Source organism: Streptomyces sp. NPDC020845, assembly GCF_044334165.1.
GTDB lineage: Bacteria > Actinomycetota > Actinomycetes > Streptomycetales > Streptomycetaceae > Streptomyces.
The window spans coordinates 519,834-540,801 of record NZ_JBIRSJ010000007.1 but is presented as its reverse complement, the minus strand read 5'-3'; the positions used below and the strand labels follow the sequence as shown (position 1 = coordinate 540,801).

Sequence of the window (20,968 nt, the reverse complement as noted above, 5' to 3'; positions counted from 1 at the left end):
TGCCGGAGCCCGAGGCGGCGCTGGCCGGGCCGCCGTCGGCGCCGGACGGGGAGCCGGGCAGCAGTGGTGGCGGCCCGGACTCGGCGTTCGGCTCCGGGATGGGGGATGCCCCGTACCGGGATGAGTCGGGAGGTAATTCGCCGACGGTGTGAGGGAACGCGATGGGCGGCCGCGGTGTATGAGAAGTGTCAGGCGAACGGGGCGGCGCCGGTGGGGGTCGCTTGAGAGGGAGGCAGCCATGGTGGAAGCGGCGACGGGCAGGGCTGAGGGCGAGTCGGTGGGCGACACCGTGGGCTTCCTCTACCCGGGATATTCCGCCGAGGACGACTATCCGCGGCTCGAAGCCATCCTCGATGCCGGTGTCCGGCTGCCCCTCGTCCACACCGACATCGGCGAGGACGCCCATCGTGTGGACGCCCTGCTGGAGATGGGTTCGGCCGCCCGGCTCGCCGCCGGGGTGGGGGAGCTGAAGGCGCGCGGCGCCCAGGCCGTGGTCTGGGCCTGCACCAGCGCCAGCTTCGTCTTCGGCTGGGACGGCGCGCATGAGCAGGTGCGCGAGCTGGCGGAGAGGGCAGGGCTGCCCGCCTCCAGCACATCCTTCGCCTTCGCGCGCGCCGTGCGGGCCCTCGGGGCCGAGCGGGTGGCCATCGCCGCGACCTATCCGGAGGATGTCGCGGATCACTTCAGGGCCTTTCTCAAGGCGGCGGGCGCGGAGGTCGTCGCGATGCGCGGCAGCGGGATCATCACCGCCGCCGAGGTCGGCACCTGGGGCCGGGAAGAGGTGCTGCGGCTGGCCCGCGCCGGCGACCATCCCGACGCCCAGGCGGTGCTTCTTCCGGATACCGCCCTGCACACCGCCGCCTGGATACCCGACCTGGAGGGGGCCGTCGGCAAGCCGGTGCTCACGGCGAACCAGGTCACGGTCTGGGAGGGGCTGCGGCTGCTCGGGAGGGAGGTGCCGTCCGACCGGCTCGGGGAGCTCTTCCGCGCGGCGTGAGACGAGCACGAGCCCCGCGTGAGACGAGTCAGGAGCCCCGCGTGAGACGAGTCAGCAGCCGCGCGGGAATAAAACGGAGCCATTCTCCGGTTGCCAGTCTGCGGTGCGGAATGACGCACACTGAGCGGCGCAGACAGGGCGACAGGGAGGCGGGCCACCGTGGCCGACGAGCAAGACCGGCAGGGCGAGCAGCAGAACCAGCAGGGCGAGCAGAACCGGCAGCAAGGCGCGGAAGGACGAGCAAGCGCACAGGGCGGGCGCGACCCGCAGGGTGAGCAGGGCGGGGCGCAGGACCACGGCGTCTATGCCACGCCCCAGGGAAGCGCCCCCATTCCGCTGTCGGTGCTGGACCTGGCGACCGTCGGCAGCGGGCTGACCGCCGCCCAGGCGCTGCGGAGCACCGTGGCGCTCGCCAAGCTCACCGAGCAGCGGGGCTTCCACCGGTTCTGGGTGGCCGAGCACCACTCCATGCCCGGCGTCGCCAGCTCCTCCCCGGCGGTGATCCTGGCCCACCTGGCCGCGCATACGGAGCGGATCCGGCTCGGTTCCGGCGGGGTCATGCTGCCCAACCACGCGCCGCTCGTCATCGCCGAGCAGTTCGGGACGCTGGAGGCCCTGGCGCCCGGGCGGGTGGACCTGGGGCTGGGGCGGGCGCCGGGGACCGACGGGGCCACGGCCGCCGCGCTGCGCCGCACCGAGCGGCTGAACGAGGGCGCCGACGACTTCCCGCAGCAGCTCGCCGAACTGCTCCGGTTCCTCGACGACGACTTCCCGGACGGTCACCGCTACGCGCGCATCCACGCCGTCCCCGGGCCGGTGCAGGGCACGGCGCCCGGCGGGGTGCAGTCGGCCGACCGGCCCTCGGTGTGGCTGCTGGGGTCCAGCGGCTTCAGCGCCCGGCTCGCCGGGGCGCTCGGCCTGCCGTTCTCCTTCGCCCACCACTTCTCCGCGGCGAACACCATCCCCGCGCTCGACCTCTACCGCCAGTCCTTCCGGCCGTCCGCGATCCTCGACCGGCCGTACGCCTCGATCGGGGTCTCGGCGTTCGCGGCCGAGGACGAGAAGGAGGCGCGCCGCCAGGTGCTCACCGGCGCGCTGTCGATGGTGCGGCTGCGCACCGGGCGGCCCGGTCTGATACCGACCCCCGAGGAGGCGGAGGCGCATGAGTTCAATGTCATCGAGGAGGACTTCGTCGACAGCTGGCTGACCAACGTCGTGTACGGCACCCCGGACGCGGTGCGCGAGGGGCTTGACGGGCTGATCAAGCGGACCGGTGTGGACGAGATCAAGATAACGGCCAACGTCCATGGCCCCGAGGCCAAGCTGCGCTCGTACGAGCTGATCGCCGACGCCTACGATCTGCCGACGGCCACAGCCTGACCGACGCTCACCCCTGCTTCACTCCTTACCGCGCGACTTCACCGCTTACTGCGCGCTCGTGGCCGCCGGATGGCCGCCGATCATGGCGGAGATACGGTCCGGCGGCACCGGGCGGGAGTAGAACCAGCCCTGTCCGGTGTCGCAGCCGATCCGGGCCAGTCGCTCCGCCTGCTCGGCGCTCTCCACGCATTCGGCGGTCACCGTGAGACCGAGCCGGTGCGCGAGCTCGACGAGCGCCTGGACGATCGTTTCGTCTGCCGGGTTCGGGTGTTCCTCCGCCCGGAACCCCTGGACGAACGATCCGTCGAGCTTGAGCGTGGAGACGGGGAGCCGGCTCAGATAGGCGAGGTTGGAGTAGCCGGTGCCGAAGTCGTCGATGGCGATGGCCACCCCCATCTCGCTGAGTTGCAGCAGCGCCTGGAGCGGCCGCCCCGCCGAGCCCATCACGGCGGACTCGGTCAGCTCCAACTGGAGCAGATGCGGCGGCAGTCCGGTCTCGGCGAGGATCGAGCCGACCTCCGCGACCAGATCCGAGTCCCAGACCTGGCGGACCGCCACATTGACGCTGACGATCAGCGGGTTGAGGGGGTGGGCCAACTGCCACTCGCGGGCCTGGCGGCAGGCCGTCCGCAGCACCCAGCGCCCCAGGGGGACGATCGCGCCGTTCTCCTCCGCCAGCGAGATGAACCGATTCGGCGACAGCCTGCCGAATCGCGGATGCTCCCAGCGCACCAGCGCTTCCACGCCCTTCACCACGCCGTCGACCAACCCGACCAGCGGCTGGTAGTCGAGCACGAACTCCTCCCGCTCGACCGCCGGACGCAGCGTGCTGGACAGCGCCTGCCGGGTCATCCGGTGGGCGTTGCGCTCCGGGTCGAAGAGTGTCCAGCGCGCCTTGCCGTCCTCCTTGGCCCAGTACAGCGTGGTGTCCGCGGCCTGCATCAGCCAGGTGGTGTGCGTTCCGGCGGCGGGCCGCTCCACCACGCCGATGCTGGCCGACACCGACAGCCGCTGCCCGGCCACGTCGAACGGCCGCTGCAGCGCCGCCAGTACGGACCTGGCCAGTTCGCACAGCTGCTCCGTACCGGTGGAGTCCCGGACCAGCAGGGCGAACTCGTCGCCGCCGAGCCGCGCCACCAGATGGCCGTCGGGCGCGGCGCATTCGGTGAGCCGCTGGGCGACCGCGCCGAGCAGGCGGTCTCCGACGCGGTGGCCGAGCGTGTCGTTGATGGCTTTGAAGCCGTCGAGGTCGAGGTAGCACAGCCCGATCCGCCCGGTGCCGCCCCGGTCGTATGCGGCGGCCTCCAGCGCGGAGGCCAGCCGCTCGAAGAAGAGATTGCGGTTGGGCAGCCGGGTCACCGGGTCGTGCATCTGCAGATGGCGCAGCCGCCCCTGTAGATCGCGCCGCTCGCTGACGTCGGCCATCGACAGCAGCACACTGCAGCTGTCCGGCACCGGCTCGACGGTGATCTCCGCCCATAGGGCATGGCCGTCGGGGCGTTGCAGCCGGCGGGTGCAGCACAGCCGTCGGCGGCGGCCGTGCAACACATCGCGGTACTCGCTCCAGGTGCGCGGATCCTCGCGCAGATCGGCCAGGTCCGCGGCGTTGCGCGCGATCAGCCGGGCCGGCTCGGCGCCCAGCAGCGCGCCGAGCGCGGGGTTGGCGTCGAGCACTATGCCCTCGCGGTTGATGACGGCCATGGCGAGCCGCGCCGCGTTGAACGCGGCGCGGTAGTCATTCGGCGCGGTGCCGGGCGGTGGCGTGCTGCCGGGCGGCCCGGCGCTGGGCGCCGCGTTACGTTCCGTGATCGTTGGCAGAGTCGCGCCGGGCGCGCGGCCCTGGCCGTCAGGGGATCCGCTCACCGCTCGCTCCCGCGTGGCGCTCGTCTCGTACAGGTCTGTCGTACACATCTTGTGCATGTCTCACACCGGGTGCCGGGCGGGCCCTGAATGCCTGCCCGAATAGGGAGTCCCCGCTGGAAATGTGCCGATCATAGAGGCTCATGCTCCGGCCGTTCCAACCATGCGATCGCGACTATCGTTGCCTTGTACATGTGTTTGGTCGTATCTGTTCGACTCTGCACGGACCCACTGCCCTCACGACCGACTGTGACCGTCTGTTACGTACCCGCATCGGGGCCGGTTCACTCGACTGGGCCAGCCGAACAGGGCGTACCGCACACATCCGCCTCAGGGTGGATGGGGTGGACGGTCTAGGTCCGGGAGGTCGACATGGCGCGTCCTCAGCCGCCCGAAGGGGTGGACCCACTCCCCGCGGGGGTAGGTCGACTGCCCGAGGGTATGGGGCGCCCGCCTCGGCTGCGCCGCACCGGGGCCGTGCTCACCTCCCTCAGCGCCATGATCGCCACCACCGTGGTGTCCGGCCCCGCCTTCGCGGCGGGCGCGGGCGGGCCGTGCACGCTCGAACGCACCGGGGCGCACCACTCCGAGGGCGTGGACACCTGGAACGCCGGCTACCCCCGCCCCGTCCGCACGCTCCACGCGGCCATGGTCTTCCTCTCCTTCCCGGACGCCACGCCCAAGGTGACTCCGCGACGGCTGGCCACCGATCACATCCCCGCGACCACGGCATTCTTCCGGCGCGCCTCATACGGGCAGTTCAGGCTGCGGGTGCACGCCGCGAAGCGATGGATCACCATGCCCGAGGCGTCCACCTCGTACGACATAAAGCGCGACTGGAACGCCGGGCGGCGGGCCGCGTATCTGCGCGACGCCATCGCCGCCGCCGACCCCTCGGTCGACTTCGGCCGCTATGACGTCGTCTACCTTGTCGCCGACCCAGACGCCCCAGGCGTGGACGCCGACGCGACAAAAGTGGTCAACTTCGAGCAGCCGCTGCGCGCCGACGGGGTCGAGCTGCGCCGGCTCGTGACCGTATTCGAGAACCACCCGCCGGACCGCAATGTGCTGGCCCATGAGACCGGCCATGTCTTCGACCTCCCCGACCTCTACCACCGGCCGAAGAGCTCCGACGGCGAGGGCGACTGGGACACCTATGTCGGCGACTGGGACCTGATGGGCAGCCAATTCGGGCTGGCGCCCGACCCCTTCGGGTGGCACAAATGGAAGCTCGGATGGTTGCGCCCGCGCCAGGTCCAATGTGTGCGCGCCTCCGGCGCAACCCTGCACACCCTCGAACCCCTCGACGCGCCCATGGCGGGCGGCAGCCCGGCCGACGACAGCCGCACCCGCCTCGTCGTGGTGCGCACCGGCGCCACCACCGCGCTGGCCATCGAGGCACGCGGCGCCTACGGCAACGACGCCGCCACCTGCACCGAGGGCGTGCTCATTTACCGCGTGCGCAATGACACCGCCTCGGGCGACGGCCCCATCGAGGTGCTGGACGGCCACCCCGGCAGCGGGGCGTGCTGGAACGAGTCGGTCTATCCCGAACTCGCCGACGCCCCGCTCGGTGTCGGGGAGACCCTGTCCGTGCGCCAGGACAACGTGCGCGTGAGCGTCACCGGGCGCACTACGGGCGGTGGCTGGACTGTGAAGGTCGACCGCAAGCCCCGGCCGACCTGACAGGGGGCACCTCCCAGCGGTAGCTGGGGGAGAACCGAGCCGCGAAAAAGGGGGGAACATCAGCTCACCTGGTGTGGGTGCTCCTCCGGTACGCGGCCGCCGCATACGCGCCGAACACCGCGAACCACCCCGCCAGCACCGCCACCGCTCCGACCGCCGGCAGCGCGCCCTCGGACACATCCCACCCCAACTGCGCGAAGCGATTCGTGGGCGTCCACTCGGCGATCGAGCCGAACCAGTCCGGGAAGGCGCTCAGCGGAATCCACAGCCCGCCGATGATGGACAGCCCCATACTGGCCGCCGTGTTGACCATGCCCGTGCTCTGGGCCGACAGACGGTAGCCGTTGCCAAGGCCCAGCAGCGTGAACGGCAGGGTGCCCAGCCACAACACCGCCACCAGGGCGAGCGCCCGCAACACCGGCATCCGCACCCCGTTGACCAGGAACCCCGCTCCCATCACCGCCACGATCGACGGCAGCACCACCAGCGAACCGGTCACCGCCCGCGCCCCCACCACCTCCAGCGGAGTCAGCGGCGTGATCCGCAGCTGCCGCAGCCAGCCGCGCCCCCGGTCCTCCGCCACACCCGTGCCGTTCGCCAGGGCCGCGCCGAGCGCGCCGTACGCCGCCATCCCGATCATCGCCGCGGTGTCATGGGAGCCCTTGTCACCGTCCCCGCCGCCCACGTTGGTGAAGAGCAGATACATCACCACCGGCAGGGCCACCCCGAAGACCAGAAAGGCCAAGTCACGGGTCATCCTGCGCAGCTCCAACGCGATGGACGTCAGCATCAGACCACCGCCTCCTCTCGCTCGTCCTTGCCGGTGGTGAGCGCGACGAAGGCGTCCTCCAGCCGCGACACCCGCACCTCCAGATTCCGCACATCCCCGCGCTCGGCGAGCGCCAGCACCGTCGCATCCGATTCGGCGCTGCGCAGATACGCCCGGTCGCGCCGGATCTCGACGCTCGTCACCCCCGGAAGCAGCTCGAGCCCCTCGGAGGAGCGGTCGCCCAGGTCGAAGGCGACGACATTGCCGCCCACCGTCCGCTTGATCTCCTCGCCCGTGCCGTCCGCCACCTTGCGGCCCTTGTCGATCACCACGATCCGGTCGGCGTTGTCATCGGCCTCCTCCAGATAGTGGGTGGAGAACAAGACCGTGTTGCCCCGCGCCGCGTAGGAGTGCATCGCCGCCCAGAACTCGCGCCTGGCCCCCACGTCCAGCGCCGCCGTCGGCTCGTCCAGCACCACCAGCTCCGGCCCGCCCGCCATGGCGAGCGCGAACCGCAGCCGCTGCGCCTGCCCGCCGGAGAGCCGGTCCGCCCGCCGCTCCGCGAGCTCGGTCAGCCCCGCCAGCTCCAGCGTCTCGGCGATCGGGAGCGGCCTCGGGTAGGTGCCGGCCACAAAGGCGACCAGCTCACGGACCGTCACACGGGTGATCAGCGCACCCTCCTGCAGCATGGCGCCGATCCGCCCCGAGCGGACCGCCGCCTCCGGCGCGCCGCCGAAGAGCCGCACCCGGCCCGAGCTCGGCGGCAGCAGCCCGAGCAGTATGCCGATCGAGGTGGACTTGCCCGCGCCATTGCGGCCGAGCAGGGCGATCGACTCGCCGCGCCGGATGGTCAGATCGATGCCCTTGACCGCGCGCACCCCGCCGTAGTGCTTCGCCACACCGGCGAACTCCACCACGGGCGGGTCCGCCGCCGTCATCGCTGTACTCGTCATGGAAGAAACGCTACGGACCGTGACCGGGTGGCGACAGTGCCGACAGTCCGCAGTCCGGCAGGACAAATGTCATGGTGCGAGATATGAGCCGCACAGGTTTGCTGCTTGTCCTATGACCTGCCCAAGTTCGAGCCGCCTTCGAGTCGCCGCCCCGACACTCCCTTTCAGGCCGTCCGGGAGTAGGGAGCGCGGGTGAAGGAGGGGGTACCGCCCAGGCCCGCCAGGGCCTGGGGGGAGGGTCGAGGGGCAGGCATGGGCGTGCCCCATGAGGAGAGCGCGCGGCTCCCCCAGCTACCGCTGGGAGGTACCCCCTGCGTGCGACGAGCGGGGTGCGGCTGAGGGCACCTCCCGTGCGGAGTTACGGGGGAGCCGCCCATCGGCACGCGACGCCGCGGACCCTACTGCTGCACGGCCTAAGCCGCCGCCTCGCTGCCTCGACACCTCGATGCCCCATCTACCGAGGAAGCGAGGCGGTGTGGGGCCGGGTCCCGTCAGGCGCTGGGGAGAAGAGAATGCACCGACATACGAATCTGGCCGAGGCCTTGATGGACCGGGCCATGCTGTGCGCCGCCGACGAGGCGCTGGTGTACCCGGCCGAAGGCGGTGGCGAACAGCGGATCAGCTACGCCGCCCTCGACGCCCACGCCCGCGCCGTGTCCGCCTGGCTGCGCGCCCGCGACGCGCCCGGCCGCCGGGTGCTGCTCGCCCTCGACCCCGGCCCGCACGCGGCGGCCGCGCTGCTCGGCTGCCTGTACGCGGGGGCGGTCGCGGTCCCCGTCCCCGCGCCGACCGCCTCCCGCACCGAGGCGGAGCGCACCGCGGCCATCGCCAAGGACGCGGCCGTGGACCTGGTCCTGACCGAGACCGCACACGCCACGGAGACCTCCCGCAGGCTCGCCCTCATCGGCCGCACCGGCATCACCTGTCTGGCCGTGGACGGCCTCAGCCCACACGCCCACCCGGCCTCACACGCCCACCCGGCCTCACACGCCCACCCGGCCCCGTACGCCCCCGCCACCCCGCACAACCGCACCGCCCCGCACACCGCTTCGGACGCCCACGCCGCCGCACCCGACACCACACCCGCGCGCACCACACCCGGCAGTCTCGCCCTCCTCGCGTACGACGCCGGTCCGGCCACCGCGCCGCGCGGGGCGCTGATCACCCACGGCAACCTCCTCGCCGCCATGCCCGCCCTGCGCCAGGCGCTGGGCACCGGCCGCCGCTCCCGGATCGGCGGCTGGCTGCCGCGCCATCACACCCCCGGCCTCATCGGCCAGCTGCTGCACCCGCTGTGGCTCGGCGCCACCGCCGTACCCCTGCCCGTACGCCCGCACCTCGCCGACCCCGTGGCCTGGCTGCGGGCCCTCAGCCGCCACGGCATCACCCACACCGTGGCGCCCGACACCTGCTACGCCCGCTGCGCCGCCGAGGCCACCGACGAGCAACTGGCCGGGCTCGACCTCTCCCGCCTCCGTACGGCGCTCAACGCCGCCGAGCCGGTCTCGGCCGCGACCATGACGGCCTTCCACCGCCGCTGCGCGGCCGCCGGGCTGCGCCCCGGCACGCTGGTCGCCGGATACGCGCCGGCGCAGGCCGCGCCGTTCCTCACCGCCGAGGGCCGGGGCCCGGTGCCCGGTCTTGACCTCCGCGTCGTCGACCCGGCGACCCATCGGCCGCAGCCCGACGGTATGGCCGGCGAGATCTGGGTGCGCGGCCCCGCCGTGGCCGCCGGCCACTGGGGCCGCTCGCGCGACACCGAGGCCGCGGGCGGGTTTCTGCGCACCGGCGACCTGGGCATCGCGCGCGACGGCGAGATCCGGATGACGGGCCGCACCCATGAAGGCGGCCTCGCCGACAGCCTCATGGTGGACGGGATGACCCTGCATCCACAGGATGTGGAGCGCGAACTGCTGCGCTGCGGGGGGCCGTTGGGCTCCGCCCGGGTGTTCTGCGCGGGGCCGGGCACCGGGCCGCTGGTGGTGGTCCAGGAGGTCGGTACGGCGGGCGGTTCGCGCGCCGCGCTCGCCGGGCTGGCCGGGCGGGTACGCGAATGCGTGGCGGAGGAGTTCGGCGCCGCCACGGGCGGGGTGTTGCTGGTCCGCCCCGGTACGGTCCGCCGCGCCGGATCCCACAAGGTGCCCCGCGCCACGCTCCGCGAGCAGTTTCTACGGGGCGAAGTCCGGCCGCTGTACCAGGACTTCGTCCCCTTGCCGCGTGAGCCCGCCGCCGGAGGCGTGGTGTGACACCCGACGGTCCACCCCCGTCGCCCCTCCCGCTGACCGGGCCCGACGGCCCCTGGAGACCGGTGCGCCAGGCGTACGCCGCACGCGGCCGGGCGGTCGTCCACGGCCGGTGGCGGGAGTGGCTGCCGCTCGACCCCCAGGATCTGGTGCTCGATCAGGACCTGCGCGGGATGCTCGACGAACGCGACCGGCGCCGCCTGCGCACCCTGACCCGCCCGGCGGCCCGCGGACGTTTCGTGGCCTCGCGGCTGCTGCTCAAACACCTTGTCGCGGCGGTGTCGGGCGCCGCGCCCGAGGCGGTGTGCCTCGCGTACGAGCCGGGCGGACGGCCGTACGCCCGCTGCGCCGGGGCCGGCCGGGTGGAGCTGAGCCTCAGCCACACCGGGGATCTGCTCGTCGCGGGCGTCAGCCGGCGCGAACGCATCGGGGTGGACGTCGAGGCGTCCGGGCGGCCGATGCGGTACGCCGATGTGGGCCGGCGGCTGTGCGCCCCCGCCGAGCGCGCGGCGCTGGCCGACCTCGCGGAACCGGAGCGCGAGCGGGCGTTGCTGCGGCTGTGGACGCTGAAGGAGGCATACACAAAGGCGCTGGGGTGTGGAATGCGACTGGCGTTCGCCGAATTCGAGTTCGATGCTGTCGTATCGGGCAGCGGATGGCGATTCTCTATTTCGGAAGTTAACGGCGATCATTCAGCAGCAAGTCATTTTATAAGCTCGGTCTGGCGGCAGTACGAGTGTTCGGTGGGCGGATTCGGCCGAGAATTGGTGGAGCGGCCGAGAAGATTTGGGAATAATCGTATGCGGGTATACGACGGGGGTTGAGCAGGCAGGGGCAGGGGCGACGTGGTCAGAGTGCTGATAGCCGAAGACATGCACATGCTGCGCAAGGCACTTGTCGCACTGTTGGAATTCGAGCCGGACATCGAAGTCGTCGCCGAGTTCTCAAGCGGCGCCGAAATCCTGCCGCGTGCGAAGGAGCTCCGCCCGGATGTCGCGGTTCTCGACATCGACCTCCCCGGGGTGGACGGCCTGACGGCCGCCGGTGAGCTGCACACCGCCGTGCCCGAGTGCCGGACGATGATGCTCACCAGCCTCGGCAGGCCCGGCAATCTGCGCCGCGCCCTGGCGGCCCATGTCTCCGGCTTTCTGCTCAAGGACAGCACCCCGGACAAGCTGTGCGACGCCATCCGAGCGGTCGCGAAGGGGGAGAGGGTCATCGACCCGCAGCTCGTCCTGGCCGCCCTGGACGACAAGCCGCAGCCGCTGACCCCGCGCGAGCTGGAAGTGCTGCTGCTGGCCTCCCAGGGGGAGGACTCCGCGCAGATCGCGGCCCGGCTGTATCTGTCCGTGGGCACGGTGCGCAACTATCTGACGTCCGTCGTCACCAAGTTGAACGCGCGCAACCGGGTGGATGCCATCCGGATCGCCCGCGAGGCCGGCTGGCTGTGACGGCGACGCCGCCGCGCGGGTACGGGTCCTGAGGCGACGCCGCCCGTGCAGGCGCAGGCCCTGACAGCGGCGTCGCCGCATAGGCGCGGGCCGTGCAGGCGCGCGCCGTGACGGTGCGCAGGCCGTCACGGCGATGCCGCTACGCCGTCACAGCCGGGCCGTACTCGTCCTCAGAGCCACGCTCGCGCCCCTCCGGGGCCGAATCCACGGGCAGTTCGAGCTCGGCCCGCAGCTCGAACCGGCCATCGTCCCGTACGCCCGCACGCAGCCGTCCGCCCAGATTCTCCAGCCGGACCTTGAGGTTGCCGATTCCACTGCCGCCGTCAGACCTGTCGGAGCTGTCGGCGCGCAGAATGGTCGAGGGCTTGCCCACCCCGTCGTTGGTGAGCGTCAGCAGGACGGTGCGGTCGCTGCGCCGGGCCTCGATCGTGCAGTGCTCCGCCTTGCTGTGCCGCAGCACATTGGTCAGCCCCTCCCGCAACACGCTCGCCAGCACGGTGTCCACCAGGTCGGGCAGCTCCCCGCAGTCGACCTCCGCCGTGGTGCTGATACCGACCGCGGCCAGCATGGACTTGGCCGTGCCCGCCTCCGCGGACAGCGACATCTTGCGGTATCCGCTGGCCACCGCCCGTACGTCCGCGAGCGCCTGGCGCGAGGTCTGCAGGATCTCGGCCAGCTCCTGCTGGGCGCGGGAGTTCTGCGGGGGCACCAGGCGGTGGACGAGTTCGCACTTGAGGGTGATGGTGGACAGGCTGTAGCCGAGCAGGTCGTGCAGATCGCGGGCGAACCGCAGCCGCTCCTGGGCCACCGCCAGCCGGGCCAGCTCGGCCCGCGACCGGGACACCTCGGCGACCAGCCCGGACAGCCGTGAGAGGCCGAAGACCACCAGACCGGTCAGGGCGGTGGAGACGGTCGTGTACGCGACCTCGCCCCAGCCGAACCCCACCTGGAACAGCAGTACATCGGTGCACCCCATGATGGCGGCGAAGGCCACCCAGGACAGCGGCGGCGGCAGCACCAGCAGCGAGGAGCCCGCAAGGAACCCCGGCATACCGAGCCAGGCGTGCTTGAAGACCGCGAAGGGGAGGAAGGTCAGCAGCGCCTGTAGCGCCAGCGTCCAGTGCCGGGCCCCGCTGAGCCGGGGCGCGAGCCCGGGGAAGGAGTGCGTGAGCTGGAGCCCCAACAGGGCGGCCAGCACGGGGAGCAGCGCCAGCATCAACAGCGCGGCGTCCAGGGCCCGTCCCGACGGGCGGGCGTCGACCACATAGGTGACCGCGACGCAGAAGTAGCCCACGAGCACCACCGCAGTGATCACCACGGCCAGCCGTGGTGCGAGATCGTCGCGGTGACGAGCCGAGTCGCTCCCGGCATCGCCGGGCAAGGAGGTGCCCTGCACTCGTCCTCCGGATGGTCGGGCCGGATTGGGTAACTTGCCCGAGAGTATCCGAACTTTTCCGGTCGTGGAGAGGTGGCGTAGGACGCTGACATTACACAGAGGGTTACCGGTGCTCACAGTCAATCACAAGGGATTACAGAAAAAGAGGGACAGGGTTGAGGCGGTGGTACGGAGTGGGTTCGGCCAGCCGCCCCAGGGCCACCGGCACTTGGAAGAGCCGGCCGGGAGCGAAGCGGGCCCAGTGCGGACGCAGCCCGGGCACCAGCACCTTCGCCACGGGCAGCCCGACGTCCGGCCGCGTCTGGTCCAGGACGAGCAGCTCCATGCCGTGCCCGCGGACCAACTCGGCTATGAGGTCGAGGAGGCCGAGGAGGTCAAGGGCGTCGGTGCCGTGCGGACCGGAACCGGATGCGGAACCGGACAGGGAACCGGATATGCCCGCGCCGTCCGCCGCGACCCCTGACGGGGCCAGATACGGCTGGTTGGCGACGGTCGCGGTGCGGAACCAGCACAGCGCCTCCGGGTCGGCCGTCACCCCGTACCCGTCGCCGTCGGCGCGGGCCTCGACCACGGGGGGCAGCATCTGGTTGAGCTCGGCCAGGGCGTGACGCAGCGCGGTGTGCCGGTCGAAGTGGGCGCCGAAGCCCAGGGTGATGTCCTCGGCGGACTTGTCGGTACGGCGGGAGACGGCGGCCACTACGGGGATGCCGAGGTCGGAGGTGAGGTCGAGCGCCCACACCTCGCGGCGCAGTTCGCTGTGGACGCGCCGCAGTTCGGCGATCCACGGGTCGTCGTGGGCGTCGAGGTCGAGCGCCGGCTGACGGGTGCGGTTGTACCACCACAGCGCGACCGCGTCCCGCTCCACCAGCTCCAGGAAGCCGCGCAGCACCGCATCGGCCAGACTGCCCCCGGCGGCGGCCCCGTTGGAGTCGGCCCGGCAGTAGCGCCGCCCGGTCGGCTGGGGCGTGCCGTAGTACAGCAGGGCGGTGGGCAGCAGCCGGTGCCGCTGTGCGGTGATCGACCACACCGGGGTCCAGTCCAGCTCCGCCCGCTCGTCGAACGGATCACAGACCCGGTGGCGCGCGGATGTGCCCCGGTCGCGGAACTGCCGTGGGTCGAAGAGCTGCACCGCGTTCGGATGCACGGCGTCCTCGGGGTCCAGATCGCGGTAGCGGGCGCGCTGCCGCGGCTCGTCCCCCTGGAAGTGGCCGCTGTAGTGCTCCAACGCCTCGCACAGCGCGCTCGCCTGACCCTGCTCGGACGTCATGCCCTTGCCATGGGCTGCGGTGCGCAGCCCGGCCCGTACGGTGTCGAGCCCGGAGGGCACCGCGGGGCCGACGGGGCCGACAGGGCTGGTTGGGCTGGTGGGGCCGGCGGGTCTGGCGGTGAGGTCGACGGTGGCGTACGCGGGGTGTGTGGCGTGGAAGCAGTTGAGGAAGGCGGGCCCGCGCGGGTCTCGGCGGATCTCGCTCACCAGCCCGGTCACGGGGCTGATCAGATGCCCGTACGTCTCCATGATCCGCCGCGGTGGGCTGTCGGCGATCTGCCACGGGGCGTCGTCGTCGCGCGTGACCAGTGTCAGGGGCGCCCGTATCCGCGCCGCGACCAACCGCGGGTCGCCGCAGGCGGGGCACTGCGGGCGGCGGCTGACCGCGTGGTGCTCAAGGGCGGAGGTGAGGGTGTCCAGGGTGCACAGCGCGCGCTGCCCCGGGTGGCGGTGCCCGGCCAGCCAGGTGGCCGCCTCCAACGCGGCCAGTTGCAGCGCGGCCGCCCGGCTGGCGGCCAGCGACGCGGGCGGGCGGGGCACCGGGCCCTCACGGCCGAGTCTGTGCTGGAGGTGCGCCTCGGCCTGCCGTCGCCGCCACAGCCGGTCGGCCAGGCAGGACCAGCACGGGTCGTCCTGGGCGCCGAGGAACGGGCCGATCCACGCCGTCGTGCCGACCGGCTTGACCGGCAACCAGCGGCGGCCGGACGCCCGGTGTTCGGCGTCGAGCGCGGCGAGGCGTGGATCGAGGTAGTCGTCACAGACCACAAGAGTGAGATACGCGTCGCCGTGTTGACGCTTGTCGATTTGACATGCCCCGTGCCCGTCCCCGGCCCCCGCCCCGATCTCGTCTCCCTCCATGGCGCGGATGCCCGCCGCACGCAGCGCCTGGACGGCCTCGTCCAGCTCGGTGCAGCCGAGGGCCACAGGGGCCACGACGGCGGACCGCAGGGCCCCGGCGCAGGGTGTCATCGGGAGGGCGACCGCGGGCGGGGCGGGGGCGGCGGTCACGCCCGCAAGCCCCCAGTACGCGTCCTCGGGGCGTGGATAGCGTCCGCGCTCGCACACAAGACCCGCCTCGCACAGCCGGGCGATGACGCGGGTGACCAGCGCCGCGGCAGCGGCGGGATCGGTGCGTACGTCGGCGAGATCGGTGCGTACCCCGGCCTCGGCGAGGATGTGCTCCAGGTCCCTGGAGCCGTCGAGCAGCGGGGCAAGCGTCTCGGCCGTCTGGCCGTGCAGCGCCGTGACGCCGCGCTCCGAGACGAGATAGACGGCCTCGCCCGGCACCCGCTCGACGCGTAGGTGCGGGGAGAAGCCCAATGTGCCCATCAGCCGACGCTGATGGTGCAGATGCAGATGCCCGGGGTGGGGGCGGGCCATGGCTCGGCGGAGAGGTCCTCGATGACCAAGTCGTCGACGCCTAAGCGGCCTCGGGGAGGTGGGGTGCCTTCCCGCGTCGTTCGGTGCAGGGGGCCCCTCTCAGCGGTAGCTGGGGGAGCATCGCAAGGCGGAGCGGCGCCCTCGTACTGGGCGCTGCGGTCGATATGCCTCCCCCAGCTACCGCTGGGCGGTACCCCCTGGCGCGGCGTGGCGGGTGCTGCGACAACGCGGCCGGGGGCGCCCCCAGCGGTAGCTGGGGGCGCCGTGCCGGGCGACGCGGGGGCGTGCCTCACTTCCCCGAGGTCGCTTGGGCCGGCGGGGCCGGGGCCCGCGGCGCACAGGGGCGAAGGGCTCGCGGGGAGGGGGGATGTGTCGGTCATTGTGGGCTCTCCTCGGGGTGAGAGGCGGTCCTGGCAAGGAGTCTGCGATGACGGATCCATGGCTTGCCAGTGCTTTCCTCATAACCAGGGTGTGAACTTGTCATGACCTCCGCCTCACAGGACTCATGCACGGTTCGGGAGTCCGGCACTGGCCCTGTCCACCACCCGCACGCGAGGCTCATATGTGCCTCAATGGCAGGGCCGCGCGGCCAAAGAGGCACCTGGTGGACCGTCTGACGGAGGTGTGACAGGACCATGGAAATCAAGGTGTTGGGGCCGCTGAGCGTCGAGGCCTGCGGTCAGTCGATCGTGCCCAGCGCGGGCAAGCCGCGGCAGATCCTTGCACTGCTTTCCGTGTACGCCAACCAGATGCTCCCGGTGCCCACCCTTATGGAGGAAATCTGGGGCGCGCAGATGCCGCGCAGCGCGTTGACCACGCTCCAGACGTACATCCTTCAGCTCCGGCGGAGACTGGCCGCGGCGTACGGGCCGCAGGCGCCCGAGGCATCGAAGAGCGTGCTGGCTACGCGGTACGGCGGATATGTGCTGGAGGCCCAGCCGGGCGCGGTGGACATCCATGAGTACGACCGGCTGGTGGCCGCCGGGCGGGACGCGCTCGACGTCGGCGACGATGTCGAGGCCTCGTTTCTGTTCCGCGAGGCGCTGGCGGTGTGGCGCGGTCCCGCTCTCGTGGACGTGCGGGTCGGACCGATCCTGGAGATCGAGCTGGCCCGGCTGGAGGAGAGCCGTCTTGGGGTCCTGGAGCGTCGGATCGAGGCCGATCTGCGCCTGGGCCGCCACGCCGAACTCCTCACCGAGCTCACCGAACTGACGGCCCGACATCCGCTCCACGAAGGGCTGCACGCCCAGTGCATGGCCGCCCTGTACCGGTCCGGCCGCCCGTGGCAGGCGCTGGAGGTGTACCAGGGGCTGCGCGGCCGGCTCGTCGAGGACCTGGGGCTCGAACCCTCCCCGCGGCTGCAGAAGCTGCAGCAGGCGGTGCTCGCCTCGGACCCCGCGCTCGACCTGGAGTTGGGCGGGCAGTGGCGCCGCCCGGTGCTCGACCTGTTCGCCGCGTAGGTCCCTGCCGGTTCACCACCCGATCGCACCTCCCCTGAACGCCCGGCGCCGCCCTTCTTGCCGGGTCGGCTACGGCTCCGCTCCCCGACACCCCCCGCGCGGGCGAGCGGAGCCGTAGTGCTGTCCGCGTGCGTTTCCGGGCCCTTCAGCAGGTCCTGTCGCTCCTGTCGCCCCTGTCGCCCCTGTCGTTCCAGCCGTATTCCAGGGGCTCCTGGCACCGTCCGGCGGACGATCTCGCCCGACACCAGCCGTAGGGGGCCGCATTGCGCATCATCGACCTGTCGACACCGGTGGACGCCTCGGGCTGGGAGCCGGACCCGCTGGTCCACGAGATCATGACGCCGGCCGAGGCGGCCCACCATATGAGCGAGGAGATGCGCGAACACTTCGGCATCGAGTTCGACCCGTCCGAACTGCCGGGCCAGGAACTGCTCTCCCTGGACACGCTCACCCTGACCAGCCACACCGGCACCCATGTCGACGCCCCCGCGCACTACTGCTCCACCGGGGCGTACGGAGTGCCCCGCACCATCGACCAGATGCCCCTCGACTGGTTTCTGCGCCCGGCCCACGTCCTGGACATCACCGAAGCCGATCCGGAAACCCGCACCGTCGGTGTCCCGCATATCGAGAAGGAGCTGGCCCGCATCGGCTGCCGGCCGCAGCCGCTGGACATCGTCCTGCTGCATACCGGCGCCTCCCGGTGGGTCGGCACATCCCGGTACTTCACGGAGTTCACCGGCCTCGACGGGCCCGCCACCGACTATCTGCTCGACCTCGGTGTCCGCGTCATCGGCACCGACGCGTTCAGCCTCGACGCCCCGTTCTGCGACATGATCCGCCGCTACCACGCCACCGGCGACCAGTCGGTGCTGTGGCCCGCCCACTTCGCGGGCCGCCGTCGGGAGTACTGCCAGATCGAGCGGCTGGCGCGGCTGGAAACGCTGCCGTCCACCGGGTTCCGGGTCGCCTGCTTCCCCGTGAAGATCGCGGGCGCGGGCGCGGGCTGGACCCGGGCGGTGGCGTTGCTCGACGAGTGACGGCCCGCCAGCCGCCGTCGTGGCCCGCCTCCCGCCACCGTGCGGGGCTCCGTCCCGAGTCGAGCGCGGGTTGAGAGCCGGGCGGCACTGTGACGCGGCGGCACTGTCACACGGGCGGCACCGTCGCACGGGCGGTACCGAGCAGGGAGGTCGAACCGACGTGATGCATCAGCGCGTTATCGATCGACGGGGGAGGCGTCGGGTGGCGATCACCGGCATAGGCGTGGTGGCCCCGGGCGGCGTGGGGACCAAGGAGTTCTGGTCGCTGCTGACCGAGGGCCGCACCGCCACCCGTGCCATCTCCCTCTTCGACGCCACCCGCTTCCGCTCCCGGATCGCCGCCGAGGCCGACTTCGACCCGCACCACGAGGGCCTGACCCCGCAAGAGGTACGCCGGATGGACCGCGCCGCGCAGTTCGCGGTGGTCGCTGCCCGGGAGGCGGTGTCCGACAGCGGCCTTGAGGCCGCCGGAGCGCTGGGGGCCGGCGGGCCCGACCCGTACCGCGTGGGCGTGACCGTCGGCAGTGCGGTCGGCGCCACCACCAGCCTGGACACCGAGTACCGGGTGGTCAGCGACGGCGGTGCCAAGTGGCATGTCGACTACACGTACGCGGTGCCGCACCTCTTCGACCACTTCGTGCCCAGCTCCTTCGCCGCCGAGGTCGCCTGGGCCGTGGGCGCCCAGGGGCCGGCGTCCGTGGTCTCCACCGGCTGCACCTCGGGCCTGGACGCGGTCGGCCACGCCGTCGAGCTGATCCGGGAAGGCAGCGCGGACATCATGGTCGCCGGGGCCACCGACGCGCCCATCTCCCCGATCACCGTCGCCTGCTTCGACGCCATCAAGGCCACCTCACCGCGCAACGACGACCCCGAACACGCCTCGCGACCCTTCGACCGCACCCGCAACGGCTTTGTCCTGGGCGAGGGGTCCGCACTCTTCGTCCTCGAGGAGCTGTCCCTGGCGCACCGCCGGGGGGCCCATGTCTACGCGGAAATCGTCGGCTTCGCGTCCCGCTGCAACGCGTACCACATGACCGGGCTGCGCCCCGACGGCCGGGAGATGGCCGAGGCCATCCGCGTCGCCCTCGACGAGGCCCGGCTGCCGGTGACGGCCGTCGACTACATCAACGCCCATGGCTCCGGCACCAAGCAGAACGACCGCCACGAGACCGCCGCCTTCAAACGCGCCCTCGGCGAGCACGCCCGGGCCACGCCGATCAGCTCGATCAAGTCGATGGTCGGCCACTCGCTGGGCGCCATCGGCTCCCTGGAGATCGCCGCCAGCGCCCTGGCCATCGAGCACGGTGTCGTACCGCCCACCGCCAACCTCCACGAGCCCGACCCCGAATGCGACCTCGACTACACCCCGCTGGTCGCCCGCGAGCAGCGCGTCGAGGTGGTGCTGAGCGTGGGGAGTGGGTTCGGCGGTTTCCAGAGCGCGATGGTGCTGGCCCGGACGGACGCGCACGGGGCCGAGAGGAGTACGTGGTGAGCGCCGTCGCCGTGTTCACCGGCATCGGCGTCGCCGCGCCCAACGGGCTGTCGACCCCGGTGTGGTGGAAGGCCACCTTGAACGGCGAGAACGGCATCCGCCCGGTCAGCCGCTTCGACGCCTCCCGTTACCCGGCCCGGCTCGCGGGCGAGGTGTACGGCTTCGACGCCGCCGAACACATCCCGAACCGTCTGCTCCCGCAGACCGACCACATGACCCGGCTCGCCCTGGCCGCCGCCCAGGAGGCCTTCGACGACGCGGACACCGACCCCGCCCAGCTCCCCGAGTACGCCGCCGGGGTGGTCACCGCCAGCTCGGCCGGCGGCTTCGAGTTCGGCCAGCGCGAGCTGGAGGCGCTGTGGAGCAAGGGCGGGCAGTACGTCAGCGCGTATCAGTCCTTCGCCTGGTTCTACGCCGTCAACACCGGCCAGATCTCCATCCGGCACGGGCTGCGCGGGCCCAGCGGCGTTCTCGTCACCGAGCAGGCGGGCGGCCTCGACGCGGTGGCCCAGGCCCGCAGGCGGCTGCGCGGCGGCAGCAGGCTCATCGTCACCGGCGGCGTGGACGGGGCGGTCTGCCCATGGGGCTGGACGGCGCAGCTCGCGGGCGGCCGGCTCAGCCTCGCCGACGACCCCACGCGCGCCTATCTGCCCTTCGACGCCGCGGCCCGTGGCTATGTGCCGGGTGAGGGCGGGGCGATCCTGATCCTGGAGGAGGCCGCCGCGGCCCGCGCCCGCGGCGCCCGCGTGTACGGGGAACTGGCCGGTTACGCCGCCACCTTCGACGCCAAGCCCGGGAGCGAGCAGCACCGCAGCGGCGTCCCCGGCCTGCGCCGCGCCGTCGAACTCGCCCTCGCCGACGCCCGTCTCGCCCCCCACGACATCGACGTCGTCTTCGCCGACGCCTCCGGCGTACCCGACCTGGACCGGGCGGAGGCGGAGGCCATCACCGCCGTCTTCGGGCCCCGGCGGGTGCCGGTCACCGCGCCCAAGACCATGACGGGGCGGCTGTACGCGGGAGGGGCCGCCCTCGACCTCGCCGCCGCCCTGCTGGCGATCCGCGATGCGCTGATCCCGCCGACCGTGAACGTCACCCGGCTTGCCGAGGGTCTGGAACTCGATCTGGTGGGCGCCGAGCCGCGGCCCTGCCCCGTACGCGCCGCCCTGGTGCTGGCCCGTGGCCGCGGCGGTTTCAACGCGGCGGCCGTGGTCGTCGGTGCCCAATCCCACTGAGCGCAACTTCACTGAGCCCGACCCCGCTGAGCGCAGCCCCCGCTGTTCGCCATCCCAAGAGAGAGGCATCACGAGATGACACAGATGACCCAGATGACGCTGGCCGAGCTGACCACCCTGCTGCGTGAATGCGCCGGCGAGGACGAGACCGTCGACCTCGACGGAGATGTGCTGGACACCCCCTTCACCGACCTCAACTACGACTCCCTCGCGGTTCTGCAGACGGTGGGCCGTATCGAGCGCGAATACGGGGTGCTGCTGGCCGACGACACGGTCGCCGAGGCCGCCACGCCCCGGCTGCTGCTGCAGTTCGTCAACGCGGGTCTGACCGAGGCGCGCACCCGCCCGGCCCAGGCCTAGGG

The 20,968-nt window shown here is 72.2% G+C and carries 16 protein-coding genes; 11 read left to right on the top strand and 5 right to left on the bottom strand.

All coding sequences use genetic code 11. The features are described from left to right. Window positions 1–238 precede the first annotated feature (238 nt). A complete protein-coding gene (locus ACH4U7_RS20910) occupies window positions 239–997 on the top strand; it encodes a decarboxylase (protein WP_398529352.1) in 759 nt (252 codons plus the stop codon). 330 nt (window positions 998–1,327) lie between these two features. Beyond that, entirely contained in the window at window positions 1,328–2,377 is a 1,050-nt protein-coding gene (locus tag ACH4U7_RS20905) for an LLM class flavin-dependent oxidoreductase (RefSeq protein ID WP_398529427.1), read from the top strand. A gap of 45 nt (window positions 2,378–2,422) precedes the next feature. On the opposite strand, the gene ACH4U7_RS20900 is transcribed toward ACH4U7_RS20905, so the two are convergent. Further along, a complete protein-coding gene (locus ACH4U7_RS20900) occupies window positions 2,423–4,297 on the bottom strand; it encodes a putative bifunctional diguanylate cyclase/phosphodiesterase (protein WP_398529351.1) in 1,875 nt (624 codons plus the stop codon). Window positions 4,298–4,678: 381 nt separating this feature from the next. Between ACH4U7_RS20900 and ACH4U7_RS20895 the strand changes: the two genes are divergently transcribed. Continuing rightward, window positions 4,679–5,923 (top strand): M6 family metalloprotease domain-containing protein, encoded by a 1,245-nt coding sequence (locus ACH4U7_RS20895; protein WP_398529350.1) that lies wholly within the window; start codon window positions 4,679–4,681, stop codon window positions 5,921–5,923. 64 nt (window positions 5,924–5,987) lie between these two features. On the opposite strand, the gene ACH4U7_RS20890 is transcribed toward ACH4U7_RS20895, so the two are convergent. Together ACH4U7_RS20890 and ACH4U7_RS20885 are read right to left on the bottom strand one after the other, a co-directional pair. Further along, window positions 5,988–6,713, bottom strand: a complete 726-nt coding sequence (locus ACH4U7_RS20890; protein ID WP_398529349.1) for an ABC transporter permease — start codon at window positions 6,711–6,713, stop codon at window positions 5,988–5,990. After that, the gene (locus ACH4U7_RS20885; RefSeq protein ID WP_398529426.1) at window positions 6,713–7,630 is read right to left on the bottom strand and encodes an ATP-binding cassette domain-containing protein; all 918 of its coding nucleotides are present in this window, start codon (window positions 7,628–7,630) and stop codon (window positions 6,713–6,715) included. Before ACH4U7_RS20885 ends, ACH4U7_RS20890 begins: the two co-directional genes overlap by 1 nt. 527 nt (window positions 7,631–8,157) lie before the next feature. Here ACH4U7_RS20885 and ACH4U7_RS20880 point away from each other — a divergent pair. The 3 genes from ACH4U7_RS20880 to ACH4U7_RS20870 are packed head-to-tail and all read left to right on the top strand — an operon-like array spanning window position 8,158 to window position 11,339. Then, complete coding sequence (locus ACH4U7_RS20880) at window positions 8,158–9,891, top strand: AMP-binding protein (protein WP_398529348.1); 1,734 nt, start codon at window positions 8,158–8,160, stop codon at window positions 9,889–9,891. After that, complete coding sequence (locus tag ACH4U7_RS20875; RefSeq protein WP_398529347.1) at window positions 9,888–10,712, top strand: 4'-phosphopantetheinyl transferase family protein; 825 nt, start codon at window positions 9,888–9,890, stop codon at window positions 10,710–10,712. Before ACH4U7_RS20880 ends, ACH4U7_RS20875 begins: the two co-directional genes overlap by 4 nt. 21 nt (window positions 10,713–10,733) lie before the next feature. Continuing rightward, the gene (locus ACH4U7_RS20870; protein WP_398529346.1) at window positions 10,734–11,339 is read left to right on the top strand and encodes a DNA-binding response regulator; all 606 of its coding nucleotides are present in this window, start codon (window positions 10,734–10,736) and stop codon (window positions 11,337–11,339) included. A gap of 139 nt (window positions 11,340–11,478) precedes the next feature. On the opposite strand, the gene ACH4U7_RS20865 is transcribed toward ACH4U7_RS20870, so the two are convergent. Continuing rightward, the gene (locus tag ACH4U7_RS20865) at window positions 11,479–12,735 is read right to left on the bottom strand and encodes a sensor histidine kinase (protein ID WP_398529345.1); all 1,257 of its coding nucleotides are present in this window, start codon (window positions 12,733–12,735) and stop codon (window positions 11,479–11,481) included. A 133-nt stretch (window positions 12,736–12,868) separates the two neighbouring features. Continuing rightward, window positions 12,869–15,382 carry a TOMM precursor leader peptide-binding protein gene (locus tag ACH4U7_RS20860; RefSeq protein ID WP_398529344.1) on the bottom strand — a complete coding sequence of 838 codons (2,514 nt, stop codon included), beginning with the start codon at window positions 15,380–15,382 and terminating at the stop codon, window positions 12,869–12,871. 635 nt (window positions 15,383–16,017) lie between these two features. Here ACH4U7_RS20860 and ACH4U7_RS20855 point away from each other — a divergent pair. From ACH4U7_RS20855 to ACH4U7_RS20835, 5 genes are all read left to right on the top strand, one after another. Continuing rightward, window positions 16,018–16,842 (top strand): BTAD domain-containing putative transcriptional regulator, encoded by an 825-nt coding sequence (locus tag ACH4U7_RS20855; protein ID WP_398529343.1) that lies wholly within the window; start codon window positions 16,018–16,020, stop codon window positions 16,840–16,842. Between the two features lie 263 nt (window positions 16,843–17,105). Beyond that, the gene (locus ACH4U7_RS20850; RefSeq protein WP_398529342.1) at window positions 17,106–17,882 is read left to right on the top strand and encodes a cyclase family protein; all 777 of its coding nucleotides are present in this window, start codon (window positions 17,106–17,108) and stop codon (window positions 17,880–17,882) included. A gap of 163 nt (window positions 17,883–18,045) precedes the next feature. After that, complete coding sequence (locus ACH4U7_RS20845; protein ID WP_398529341.1) at window positions 18,046–19,374, top strand: beta-ketoacyl-[acyl-carrier-protein] synthase family protein; 1,329 nt, start codon at window positions 18,046–18,048, stop codon at window positions 19,372–19,374. Then, window positions 19,371–20,606: a ketosynthase chain-length factor gene (locus ACH4U7_RS20840; protein ID WP_398529340.1), complete on the top strand. Its 1,236-nt coding sequence runs from the start codon at window positions 19,371–19,373 to the stop codon at window positions 20,604–20,606. The genes ACH4U7_RS20845 and ACH4U7_RS20840 overlap by 4 nt, the downstream gene beginning before the upstream one ends. Window positions 20,607–20,690: 84 nt before the next feature. Beyond that, a complete protein-coding gene (locus ACH4U7_RS20835; protein WP_218830954.1) occupies window positions 20,691–20,966 on the top strand; it encodes an acyl carrier protein in 276 nt (91 codons plus the stop codon). Window positions 20,967–20,968: the final 2 nt, after the last annotated feature.